This is a genomic window from Xanthomonas bromi (assembly GCF_900092025.1).
In the GTDB taxonomy this organism is placed as follows: Bacteria; Pseudomonadota; Gammaproteobacteria; order Xanthomonadales; family Xanthomonadaceae; genus Xanthomonas; species Xanthomonas bromi.
In genome coordinates, this window is the sequence record NZ_FLTX01000065.1 from 1 (window position 1) to 12,254 (window position 12,254).

The following is a 12,254-nucleotide window of genomic DNA, read 5'->3' on the forward strand; positions in this document are numbered from 1 at the left end:
CCTGGCACAACTCCGGCACTGACGTGCCGGCCTCGGCCTGTTTGAGGACGGCGATGATCTGGCTGTCGGTGAAACGGGATGTCTTCATGGAACCTCCTCAGAAAAGGGTACGAGAAAATTCCACTTCTGCCGTCAGCTAACCTGTGGGAGGGATTACCCAACGACAACGAGGCTAGTTGTTCAACTCCTGAGTGGCCGCGTCACTGTGCACCACCGCGAACCCTCAGCGTCCAACGCCAGAAACGAAAAAACCGCGCAATGCGCGGTTCTTTCGTCAGACCATTTACCAACCGATCAAGGACGACGCGCCAGCGCCTCCACATCCTTGGCCTTGGGCAGCAGATCCTGCTTGGTCACCGCAAACGGCCCGATGCTCAGCATCGGCACGGCCACGATCACCGAGGAGATCACCACGATCACCGCGCCAATCATGTGCGTTTCGGCCAAGCCTTCCATCGACTCGCCGCCGTAGATGTACAGCGCCAAGGCCGACAGGAAGAACATCACCGCGGTGATCACCGTGCGCGACAGCGTCTGGTTGATCGAACGGTTGAGCACTTCCAGCGGTTCCACGCGCAAGGCGCGGAAGTTTTCACGTACACGGTCGAACACCACGATGATGTCGTTGATCGCAAAGCCCATCACCGACAGCAGGCCGGCCAGCACGGTCAAGTCGAACTCGCGGCCGGTCAGCGACACGAAGGCCACGGTGACCAGCAAATCGAACAATGCGGTCAGGCTGGCGACCACCGCGAACTTCCACTCGAAGCGGAACGCGATGTAGATCAAAAAGCCCACCAGCATGAACACCGTGGCATACACGCCGTTCAAGGCCAGATCCTTACCGACCTGCGGGCCGACGAATTCACCAGGCTGCACAGTGGCCGGATTCTCCTCGCTGGTCACTGCCTTGCGCACGTCTTCTGCGACGGTGCGCGCGGCATCGTCGCGATTATTGTTCTGGCCATGCGGCTGCAGGCGGATCATGACGTCATTGCCGCCACGGGCGTTCTGCACCTGGGCGTTTTCGAAGCCGGCCTTGGACAACTTTTCGCGCACTTGATCCACGTCCACGGTCTTCTGGAACGAGGTCTGCACCAGCGTGCCGCCGGTGAATTCCAGCGCGTAGTTGAAACCCTTGCCGACGATGACGCCGATCGAGGCAACGGCGATCACCAGCATCAGCACCAGCACCGGCTTGCGCAGGCGCATGAAATCGATCTTGGTGTCGTTGGGAATCAGGTGAAGCGGAAAAATTTTCATTGAAAGATCTTCCTAAAAAGTCCGCACATGGATGTGCGGGCTCCTGCGAGGGACTCGCATTAAATGGCAACAGACTTCAGCTTCTTGCGGTTGCCGTAGATCAGCACCGCCAGCGCACGCGAGACCGTAATCGCGGTGAACATCGAAGCGAAAATACCGATCATCATGGTCAGCGCGAAGCCCCTCAGCGGGCCAGTACCGAAGGCATACAAGGCAATCGCCACGATCAAGCCAGTAAGGTTGGCGTCGAGAATGGTGCCGCCGGCCTTTTCGTAACCGGCCGCAATCGCCGATTTGGCCGGCACGCCCAGACGCAACTCTTCGCGGATACGCTCGTTGATCAGCACGTTGGCGTCCACCGACAAACCTACCGACAAGGCAAGGCCCGCAAAGCCCGGCAGCGTCATGGTGGCACCGAACAGCGACATCACCGCCACCACGATCAGCAGGTTGAACAGCAATGCCACCGAAGTGATCGCGCCGAACACGCGGTAGTAGATGGTGAAGAACACCAGGGTGAACAGGAACGAGTAGACCACCGCGGTGACGCCGCGCTCCACGTTCTCCGCACCCAGGCTCGGGCCGATCACGTATTCCTCGACGAAGTCCATCGGCGCGGCCAGCGAGCCGGACTTCAGCAGCTTGGCCAGATTTTCGGCTTCTGTCTTTTCCAGACCGGTGGTCTGGAAGTTCTTGCCGAACACCCCGGCGATGCGGGTGGCAGGCAATGCTTCTTCCTTGACCCGCACGCTACGCACTTCCTTGCCGTCGACCATGGTCACGGTGGGGATGCGCTCGATGTAGACCACCGACATCAGCTTGCCGACGTTGGCGCTGGTGTAGTCGAACATGCGCTGGCCGGCGACGTTGTTGAGCGTCACCGCAACTGCGGGCATGCCGTTCTGGTCATTGCTGACCGATGCGCTGACCATCTGGTCGCCGGTCACCAGCGCGCGCTTGTTGAGCAGTAACGGCGCGCCGGTATCGCGCACGCGGTAGACCTTGGCCTCCGGCGGGATATTGCCGCTACGCACGGCGTCTTCGGCGTTGCCGTCGACCACCGCGCGGAATTCCAGCGAGGCGGTGGCGCCGATCAGGCGCTTGGCCTCGGCGGTGTCTTGCAAGCCGGGCAGTTCGACCACGATGCGGTCTTCGCCCTGGCGCTGGATGGTCGGCTCGGACACGCCCAGTGCATTGACGCGGTTGCGCAAGGTGGTGAGGTTCTGCTCGATCGCGCCACTGGCGATCTGCTTGAGCTCGGCGTCGGGCACCTTGACGGCGATATTCTGGCCGCTGACGTCGTAGGTCAGGGTCGGCTGCGCCTTGGCCAGCGCCACGCGCGCGGCATCGGCACTGGCGCCCTCGCCCAGGCTGACCTGGATGCTGTCGTCACCGCGACGCTCCACCGAGCGATAGGCGATGCGGGCATCGCGCAAGGTGGTGCGAATGTCTTCGGCAAAACCTTCCAGCCGCTTTTCCAGCGCGGCCTTCTGGTCGACCTGCATGGCGAAGTGCACGCCGCCCACCAGGTCCAGACCCAGCACCATCGGCCGGCCGCCCAGCTTGGCCAGCCAGTCCGGCACGGTGGAGGCCAGGTTCAGCGCCACCGTGTAGTTCTCGCCCAGCTGCTGCCGCAACACGTCGTTGGCGCGGGTCTGGGCCTGCAGCGAGGGCAAGCGCACCATCAGGCTCTCGCCTTCCTTGGTGACGGCCTTGGGCGTGATGCCGGCAGCCTTGAGGTCGGCGTCGATGCGACTGCGCAACGCGTCGTCGAGCTGAGCACCGCGGCTGGCGGTGATCTGCACGGACGGGTCCTTCTGATAGATGTTGGGCAGCGCGTACAGCGCGCTGACCGCCAGCACCAGCAGGATCAGGAAGTACTTCCAGCGAGGAAATTCGAGCATTGCGACAGTCCTGCGCGACACCATCCCGGCGACGCGCCTAGCAGTGAGAACGACGTCAGGCGGCCGATACAGCGTCGCCAGCGGTCTTCGGATGGATACGGCGGTACAGCAGAACCGGTGAGTGACAGCATCCGGCTCCACGTGCCGACGGCGCCTACCTGAGCGGCGCCGTCGTTCTGAAAGAGGTACTTAGCTGGCCGACTTCAGCGTGCCCTTCGGCAGCACATGGCCCACGGCGCTCTTCTGCACACGAATGCGCACGTTGTCGGCCACTTCCACGCTGATGAAGTTGTCGCCGATGTCGGTGATCACGCCGGCCACGCCGCCGGAGGTGATGACTTCATCGCCGCGCGCCAGCTTGTCCAGCAGCGACTTGTGCTCTTTCTGACGCTTCATCTGCGGGCGGATCATCAGGAAGTACATGACCGCAATCAGGATGACCGGCAGCGCGAAGGTGGACAGACCACCCAGCGGGCCGGGTGCCGGCGCGGCGCCAGTGGCTTGCGCCTGAGCGACGGGGATCAGGAAATCGAGCAAATTCATTCAATGCATCCTAGTTTGGTGCCAGCGTGCCCGTGGGCGCGCTCGCTATTCAGGTACCGCCGGAGCGGAACAGCCGGGAATTATGCCACGCAGGTTCCACGCCGTCCGGGTCAGGGCGCGGAAGGCCGGTCTCAGCTGGTTTCCCCCGGCAACGGCGGCGTGGTGGCGCCGCGTGCCGCATAGAAGGACCGCCGGAACTGCACAAAGGTTCCCGACGCGATCGCCGCGCGCATATCGGCCATCAGTTTTTCGTAGTACCAGAGGTTGTGCAAGGTGCCCAGCATCGGCGCCAGCATTTCGTTGCAGCGGTCCAGATGGCGCAGATAGGAGCGTGTGTAGCCGCTGCTACAAGCGTGGCAACCGCAGCCCGGCTCGATGGTGTCCAGGTCGCGCTCGTACTTGGCGTTGCGGATGCGCACGGTGCCGAACGAGGTGAAATAGTGGCCGTTGCGGGCGTTGCGGGTGGGCATGACGCAGTCGAACATGTCCACGCCACGTGCCACGCCTTCGACCAGATCCTCCGGGCGGCCGACGCCCATCAGGTAGCGCGGGCGCTCGGCCGGCAGGCGTGGATGCAGGTGTTCGAGCATGGCGTTGCGCTCGTGCTCGGGCTCGCCCACCGCCAGCCCGCCGATCGCGTAGCCGTCGAAGCCGATGCCTTGCAGGCCCTCCAGCGAGCGGCTGCGCAGGTCCGGATGCACCCCGCCCTGCACGATGCCGAACAGTGCCGCGTCGTTGTCCAGGCCGTCGTGCGCATCGCGCGAGCGCTGCGCCCAGCGCAGGCTCAGCTCCATCGAGCGCCGCGCCACCTCTTCGGTAGCCGGGTATGGCGTGCACTCGTCGAAGATCATCACGATGTCCGAATCGAGCACTTTTTGAATTTTCATGCTCTCTTCCGGCCCCAGAAACACCCGCGCGCCGTCGGTGGGCGAGGAAAAGGTCACGCCCTGTTCGGTGATCTTGCGGCGATGCGCGAGCGAAAACACCTGAAACCCGCCCGAATCGGTGAGGATCGGCCCATCCCAGCGCGCAAACCCGTGCAACCCACCGTGGTCGCCGATCACCTCCAGACCCGGGCGCAGATACAGATGGAAGGTATTGCCCAGGATGATCTCCGCACCCAGTGCGCGGATCTGCTCGGGCAGGATGCCCTTGACCGAACCATAGGTGCCCACCGGCATGAACGCCGGGGTCTCGACCGTGCCGCGCGGAAAGGTCAGGCGCCCACGCCGGGCATGCCCGTCGGTGGCTTGAAGCTGGAACTGGAGTCGGGACATTGAAAGGCCGGGAATGGGGAGTCGGGAATCGGGAATGGGAAAAGCGGTTGGCAGGTGGCTGATCGTTCGGCAGATGCCGCCTTACGATTCCCCACTCCCGATTCCCCATTCCCTGCCCCACAGCAGCATCGCATCGCCATACGAAAAGAAGCGATAGCGCTGCGCGATGGCGTGCTGGTAGGCCTCAAAAATACGCTCGCGACCCGCGAAGGCCGAGACCATCATCATCAAGGTGCTTTCGGGCAGATGGAAGTTGGTGACCATCGCATCGACGCTGCGGATGCGGTAGCCGGGCAGGATGAAGATCTGGGTTTCGCCGGCGAATGGCTGCAGTTCGCCTTCGGGCGCGGCGTCGGTGGTGCGCCAGGCGCTTTCCAGCGAGCGCACCACCGTCGTGCCCACCGCGATCACGCGGCCGCCGCGGGCGCGGGCGCGGCGTACCTGTTCCACCAGCGCCGCACCGACGTTGAGCCATTCTTTATGCATCACGTGCTGGTCGAGCTTGTCCACGCGCACCGGCTGGAACGTACCCGCGCCCACGTGCAAGGTGACATGGCCGAACTCCACGCCACGCTCGCGCAACCGGGCCAGCAGCGGCTCGTCGAAATGCAGGCCGGCGGTGGGCGCGGCGACCGCGCCGACTTCGCGCGCGAACACGGTTTGATAGCGCTCGCGGTCTTCGATGCCCGGCTCACGCCGGATATAGGGCGGCAGCGGCAGGCGGCCCGCCTCCAGCAGCCAGTGCTCCAGCGGGGTCGGGATCTCGAAACGCAGCAGATAGAACTCGCCATCGCGGCCCAGCACCTCGGCCTGACCACCGGCATCGAGCGCAATCAGACTGCCGGCCTTGGGCGACTTGCTGGCACCGATCTGCACCCGCGCCTCGCGCTCGCCGAGCAGGCGCTCGATCAGGATTTCCACCCGCCCGCCACTGGCTTTCTGCCCGAACAAGCGCGCCGGAATGACACGCGTGTCGTTGAAGATCAGCAAATCGCCAGGCTGCAACAGCTCGGGCAGATCGCGCACCTGCCGGTCGGCCAGCGCCTGCGGCGACGGCGGCACCACCAGCAGCCGGCTCGCCGCGCGCTCGGCCAGCGGCACCTGGGCGATCAGTTCGTCGGGGAGGTCGTAATGGAAATCGGACTTCTTCAAGGCCGCAGGCTGGGTTGGCTGATGAGCCGGGCATTGTAACTGCGGCCGGGAATGGAGAGTCGGGAATGGGGAATCGCAACAGCGCCAGCGCTTCACCATCCCCCATTCCGACGCCGACTCACCGCTCTTACGATTCCCGATTCCCCATTCACCGCTCGAACTTCGTCGACAAAATGATCGACGTCGTGGTGCGCTCCACCCCGTCGATGGCGCCGATGGCGTCGGTGAGCACGTCCATCTCGTTGACACCGCCGACCACGCCCAGGGCGATCAGGTCGTAGGCGCCGCTGACCGAGTGCAGCAGGCGCACTTCCGGGATATCGCGCAGCGCCTTGACCACGGCGGGCATCTTTTTGGGCAGCACGGTGATCAGGATGTGCGCGCGGATGCGGCCCTGGTCGTAGTCGTCATGCGTGCGCACGGTGTAGCCACTGATGACGCCATCGCGTTCGAGCTTGTCGATGCGGCTTTGCACAGTGGTGCGCGATAGCCCGAGCCGGCGTGCGATCTGGGCAGTGGAGGCGCGCGCGTCCTCGCGCAGCAGCGATAACAGGCGTTCGTCGGAGGGGGTAATCTTCACTCTGCGCATTCGTTTCGGCGATTCGCCGAAAATATCGCACTTCCCGCCCAAATACACGCTTCAAAACGCCGATCTTCTGCCGATAATAGGAAGGGATTGCCACCTTGAAGGAGATGCGCCATGTCCGTCCTCGCCCCGCTCGCCCCGCTGCGTGCCCACGCCGGCCGCCGCCTGACCGATGGCCTGGACGACGCGACCATCGCGCGCCTGGCCGCAAACCATCCCGATCTGCAGCATGCCATCGCGGCGGCGGCGGCCGAGTACGCACTGGTGCGCGATGACGCCGCCGACCTGCTGGATCTGGACGAAGACGCCCAGATCGGCGCGGTGCAGGAAGGTTTCATCAATTTCTATGCCGACGATGCGGTGACCCCGTACGTGGCGCTGGCCGCACGCGGGCCGTGGGTGGTTACGCTCAAGGGTGCGGTGCTGTACGACGCCGGCGGCTACGGCATGCTCGGCTTCGGCCATACGCCGGCGGCGGTGCTCGACGCCATGGCGCGCCCGCAGGTGATGGCCAATGTGATGACGCCCAGTCTGGCGCAGCGCCGGCTCGACCGTGCCCTGCGCGCCGAAATCGGCCACAGCCGCGGCGGCTGTCCGTTCGCACGCTTCATGTGTCTCAACTCCGGGTCCGAGGCGGTGGGCCTGGCCGCGCGTATCGTCGACACCAACGCCAAGCTGCACACCGACCCAGGCGCGCGGCATACCGGTGCCACCATCAAGCGTGTGGTGGTCAAGGGCAGCTTCCATGGCCGTACTGATCGCCCTGGCCTGTATTCCGATTCCAGCCGCAATACCTACACCAAGTATCTGGCCAGCTATCGTGACGAGGATTCGGTCATCGCGATTGCGCCCTACGACGTGGCCGCGCTGCAACGCACCTTCGACGAGGCCGCGCACAATCACTGGTTTATCGAAGCGGTGTTCCTGGAGCCGGTGATGGGCGAAGGCGACCCGGGCCGTGCACTGCCGGCCGAGTTCTATGCTGCCGCGCGCGCGCTCACCCGCACCCATGGCAGCCTGCTGTTGGTCGATTCCATCCAGGCCGGGCTGCGTGCGCATGGCGTGCTGTCGGTGGTGGATTACCCGGGGTTCGAGCAGCTCGATCCGCCGGATCTGGAAACCTACTCCAAGGCACTCAACGCTGCGCAGTACCCGCTGTCGGTGCTGGCGGTGACCGAACACGCCGCGCAGGTGTATCGCAAGGGGACCTACGGCAACACCATGACCACCAATCCGCGTGCGCTCGATGTGGCCTGCGCCACGCTGGCGCTGTTCACGCCGCAGGTGCGCGACAACATCCGCATCCGCGGTGCACAGGCCATTGCCAAGCTGGAAGCGCTGCAGGCCGAACTCGGCGGCTTGATCACCAAGGTGCAAGGCACCGGCCTGCTGTTCTCCTGCGAATTGGCGCCGCAATTCAAATGCTACGGCACCGGCTCGACCGAAGAGTGGTTGCGCCATCGTGGCGTCAACGTGATCCACGGCGGCGAGAATTCGCTGCGTTTCACCCCGCACTTTGCGATGGATGAAGACGAGCTCGATCTGCTGGTCGGCCTGATCGCGCGCGCGCTCAAGGAAGGCCCACGTCAGGTGCAGGCCGAGGCCGCATGATTCGCTCCTGACGGCACACCGGCGCAGACGCCTTCGGTACGCCGTCTGAGTGGCGGGTGGATCTTCCATCCGCCACATGCGGTGTGGTTTGACGCTTTGACCGGCGCCGGCGCCAGTGTTGCAAGGCGTCGGTTGCGTCCAACCGGGATAGCGCACGCCACCAGCGACTGCGCCGCTGACATCGCCGGGCTGACTCCGCGTCACAACTGCAACACGCAATGCGAAGCCGATCGAACCTGCAAGCTTTCGCTTGCATAAATCGCCGGCAGAATGCAGGCGAATACCATGAAGTCAGATTCGACCTGAGCGGTCCTGTCCCAGGTCGCATGCCCTATGACCGCGAACACCGCCAATCAAATCGGCACAGCGGTCAACTTGCGGCGCAGGTAATTGGTCAGCGCACGCCGCGGCGACTTGCCGCGCCACGATGCCCAGCACAGGTGCGAGCCCACCGCGATCTTGCCCCCCCGGTGACCGAGCCCGAACCAGGTGCGATCCGGGTGGAAGGCGTCGCGCGGCGGAAACAGGATGCCGGCGAACTGCCCGCCGCATGCGTTGTAGAAACGCGTCAGACCACGTGGGCCGGAAATCATCGGAATCTCGCGATGGTCTTGCAGCGTTTCCGGTGCATGCGCGGTAAAGATGTGCTCGATGAACGCGCGCCAGAACGGATGCCCTGGTTCGGAACCGAACACGGCGTTGCCGATTTTGAAGTCTTCATGGCCCGGCGCACCTTCCTCGACGGGCAGAACGCAGTGCTGCAAGAGGATCTGCGCATCCAGTGGCCGCAGCAGCTTGTAGTCGGTGTCGAAGTAGAAGCCGCCGTGTGCGTGCATGTATGCGCAGCGTGCAATGTCCGCTTTCATCACGCCGAAGCGGATCTGCTCATAGCGCCTGGCAAATTCAGGGAACGCACGCCGCATCAGTTCCGAATTATCGGCATCGTCCCAGACGTAACAGGTCCATCCAGGCAATAGGCGCTGCAAGCGATCACAAATCCGGCGCTCTTCCCACAGCAGCTGCTTGGTGGGTGCGGTCAGGTGAATCAATTGGGGGATCATGGTGGGCGACTCGGGGGGACTGGGGAGACCAGAGCCTCTACCGCAGCGCCGCATCAATTCGACTACCCGGTTGTTGGCTTGGCCGCTCCCAACGTAGTCGCACTATCGAACTGACATAAATCGCACTACATGATGATCGAACGCACACCTATAGAAATAATCTATGTGCATGCGAAGTTTTGAAACGCCGCGTAAATGCGGTCGAAATCCCGATTAAACCCATCGCCGTATTGTCATATTCAAAAGCGTCTGTTGCGAGCGTCGAGCATAAATGGCAGCGGAGGACACAGAACCGTGTGCATGCAACACCTGGATGCTTCGCGCACTGCTGGCGCCGGCCGCACAGTATCGCCCTGCAACTGCTTATCTGCGCCCACTCATTCCCAACACCGATCCGCACGCCCCTTGAGCGTGGCGCTGCGCGGACAATTGCGCGGCGCGATGCGTCCGGCTTCGCGCTCGATCAAACGTTTGCAGCCGTGGCTGTCGCGCTGCAGTTCGAACGCGTCATACAGCCGGCCTGTCGCAGTGCGCGATTCGTAAACCAGATGTTGGTTGTCGAGACGCAGCACCTGGTAGATCTGCGTGTCTTCGCCCACCGGACGCATGTTGGTGCGCGCCATGTCCGAGAGCCGGTACTGCTTGGGCCCGGCCACAGACACCACGAATACCGGCGTCGCCTGGCCGGCTTCATCGCCGCGCCGGCCATAGGTATGGTCGTGGCCCTGCAGCACCAGGTCCACCTTGTTGCGGCGGATCACCGGCAGCACCTGTTCGACCAGTTTTTCGTTTTCGCGGTCGGCACGCGGCGAAAAGAAAGGTTGATGGATCAGCACGATCGACCAGGGATGCGGATTGTCGGCCAGGACCTTGTCCAGCCACTGCGCCTGCGCCGGACCGGTGCCCAGATCCAGTGCCGAGGTGCCGTCGAGCACGGCAATGCGCACGCCTTGATAGTCGAACCAGTAGCTGGTGCGCGCGGTGAGCGACGGTCCGTTGCGCGGCAACGCAAAGGTCACCGGCCAATGGCTGCCGAGCACGCGGGTTGCTTGCGCAGTGTCTTCGCCTTCTTCGTGATATTCGTGATTGCCCGGTGCGGGCGCCACTGCAGTGCCTTCCAACAACCAGCGCCCGGCCTCGAACCACTCGGCCCATTCGTTATCGTCCTGGCCGTCCTTGCCGCTGACCCAGATCGTCGGCGAACAGCGCAAGACGCGCATCCGGCGCCGAGCGCCAGGCCTGACGGATCACCCGCGAGACCAGATTGAGGTTCTTGTTCTGGGTATCAACGAAATACAGCAGCGTCAGAGGCGTGGCGGCTGTGGCAGCGGTGCGGAAATGATTCCACGCGCCCCAGGTGCCCTGCCCCTGCACGCGGTAGGCATACAGCGTGTCCGGCTGCAGTCCATTCACATCGGCGCGATGGTGATGCGAGCTGGCGTTCTCGCTGGCCAGCGTTGCGGTACTCGCGCGAATGCGACGCGGCGCGCGCACATCAGGGGAATCGCCGGCAATCACCAGCTCCAGCCAGGGTTGGTTGACACTGGCATCGGTGCGCCACGCAACGGCAAACCCATTGGCGGCGTCCTGCGCCGGCGTGGCGACGATGCGGTCCGGGAAGCCGTCGGCAACGTAATGGAAAGAGCCCACCGGCACCTGCGTGTTCGGTTCGGCAGCACGTTCGGCCGCAGATGCGGAAATGCTCACTGTGACGATCAATGCCAGCAACGCGTAGACCGATGCACGCGCAGCCGTCATGGAGTGCACTCTTTCAAACGCAAGGTGCGCACGATATCGCGCCAATCGAATGCGGCCACCGCCTGGTCGTCATGCAATGCATAGAACACGCCACCCGGGAAGCGCGCATCGCCGCGTTGATCCAGCCACACGCCATCGGTGTTGGCGGTGACCCGGCCGGCGAAAGCGCCGACATGCGTCAGCGTCTTGCGGTCGAACACCTGGAACACGCTGCGGTCCTTGAACTGATCGGTAGCGATCCAATAGCCGCTGCCGTCGCTGCACGCAAACAAGGTGATGCCTTCGGCCTGCGCCTTGAACACCCCCGTGCCGACATCGTGGCCGCGATAGCGCCCGTCCATGCCGTAGTCGCGCAATTGCGTGCCAACCGCTACGTCTTCTTCGGCAATCATCAGGCGCGCATTGGCTTCATCGCCGAACACCGATTCGGCAATCCGCACTGCACCCGCCTCTGTCGTATCGCCAAAACTTTGGGTCAGGCGCGCTTGCCAGCCCTGCCCTGCCGCATTGACCTGATAGCGCCGGAAGCGCTGGCCAAGTTCGGCCAGTGGCGGCGGCAGATCCTTGTTGGTGGGCGACATGTAGTTGTCGCTGACCACCACCTCGTAGCCGCCATCGTGCTTGCGCACCCACAGGCCATATGGCTCGCGCAACGCATCCTGGCCGAAGGCGGTCAAGGGTTTGAAATCCGGCAACGAAAACACTTGCACGCGGCGATTATCGCGCTCCACGACGAACACCAGGTCATCGACCACCGAGATGCCGTTCGGGCGGTCGAGTTTGCCCAGTGCCTTTCCCTTGCCGCCAACCACACGCAGACGCGTGCCGCTGGCGCCGTCGAACACCACCAGCGCATGCGTGCCCTTGGCCGTGGCGATCACCCAACGGCGACCATCCGGCGCCATCCAGCTGGCCGGCGAATCCAGATTGTCCGATGGCGTCAGCGCAGTGATGAAGGCCTCCGGCACCACTACGTGCGCGACCTTGGCTTCGCTCAGCAACGGATCTTTCAGCAGCGCTTCGTCGGCTTCGCAGCCGGCCGGAGCGCTGGCGCAACCGGCCAACGCCATGGCGGCGGCCAGCACCGTTGTCTGCAGCA

10 protein-coding genes and 1 pseudogene are annotated in these 12,254 nt (G+C 63.9%); 1 reads left to right on the forward strand and 10 read right to left on the reverse strand.

The features are described 5' to 3' along the window. The 7 genes from XBLMG947_RS24075 to XBLMG947_RS18075 form a co-directional block, all read right to left on the reverse strand. Positions 1-88 (reverse strand): transposase (locus XBLMG947_RS24075; RefSeq protein WP_343123840.1); only part of this gene is annotated, 88 nt, incomplete at its 3' end. 206 nt (positions 89-294) lie between these two features. After that, positions 295-1,263, reverse strand: coding sequence for a protein translocase subunit SecF (secF, locus tag XBLMG947_RS18050; RefSeq protein WP_065469974.1), 969 nt, complete (start codon positions 1,261-1,263; stop codon positions 295-297). 59 nt (positions 1,264-1,322) lie between these two features. Next, complete coding sequence (secD, locus tag XBLMG947_RS18055) at positions 1,323-3,167, reverse strand: protein translocase subunit SecD (RefSeq protein WP_065469975.1); 1,845 nt, start codon at positions 3,165-3,167, stop codon at positions 1,323-1,325. A gap of 189 nt (positions 3,168-3,356) precedes the next feature. Continuing rightward, a complete protein-coding gene (gene yajC / locus XBLMG947_RS18060; protein WP_010372311.1) occupies positions 3,357-3,710 on the reverse strand; it encodes a preprotein translocase subunit YajC in 354 nt (117 codons plus the stop codon). Between the two features lie 131 nt (positions 3,711-3,841). Next, positions 3,842-4,987: a tRNA guanosine(34) transglycosylase Tgt gene (tgt, locus tag XBLMG947_RS18065; protein WP_065469976.1), complete on the reverse strand. Its 1,146-nt coding sequence runs from the start codon at positions 4,985-4,987 to the stop codon at positions 3,842-3,844. An 81-nt stretch (positions 4,988-5,068) separates the two neighbouring features. After that, the gene (gene queA / locus XBLMG947_RS18070) at positions 5,069-6,139 is read right to left on the reverse strand and encodes a tRNA preQ1(34) S-adenosylmethionine ribosyltransferase-isomerase QueA (RefSeq protein ID WP_065469977.1); all 1,071 of its coding nucleotides are present in this window, start codon (positions 6,137-6,139) and stop codon (positions 5,069-5,071) included. A 148-nt stretch (positions 6,140-6,287) separates the two neighbouring features. Beyond that, positions 6,288-6,719, reverse strand: coding sequence for an Lrp/AsnC family transcriptional regulator (locus tag XBLMG947_RS18075; RefSeq protein WP_065469978.1), 432 nt, complete (start codon positions 6,717-6,719; stop codon positions 6,288-6,290). A gap of 120 nt (positions 6,720-6,839) precedes the next feature. On the opposite strand from XBLMG947_RS18075, the gene XBLMG947_RS18085 reads away from it, so the two are divergent. After that, positions 6,840-8,336: an aminotransferase class III-fold pyridoxal phosphate-dependent enzyme gene (locus XBLMG947_RS18085; protein ID WP_065469979.1), complete on the forward strand. Its 1,497-nt coding sequence runs from the start codon at positions 6,840-6,842 to the stop codon at positions 8,334-8,336. A gap of 353 nt (positions 8,337-8,689) precedes the next feature. Here the strand turns inward: XBLMG947_RS18085 and XBLMG947_RS18090 are convergent, their stop codons facing one another. From XBLMG947_RS18090 to XBLMG947_RS18100, 3 genes and pseudogenes are all read right to left on the reverse strand, one after another. After that, entirely contained in the window at positions 8,690-9,397 is a 708-nt protein-coding gene (locus tag XBLMG947_RS18090; protein ID WP_065469980.1) for a glycosyltransferase family 32 protein, read from the reverse strand. A 377-nt stretch (positions 9,398-9,774) separates the two neighbouring features. Beyond that, positions 9,775-11,155: pseudogene (locus XBLMG947_RS18095) on the reverse strand (purple acid phosphatase family protein). After that, entirely contained in the window at positions 11,152-12,225 is a 1,074-nt protein-coding gene (locus XBLMG947_RS18100) for a phytase (RefSeq protein ID WP_083993238.1), read from the reverse strand. The pseudogene XBLMG947_RS18095 and the gene XBLMG947_RS18100 overlap by 4 nt, the downstream one beginning before the upstream one ends. Between the last annotated feature and the right edge of the window lie 29 nt (positions 12,226-12,254).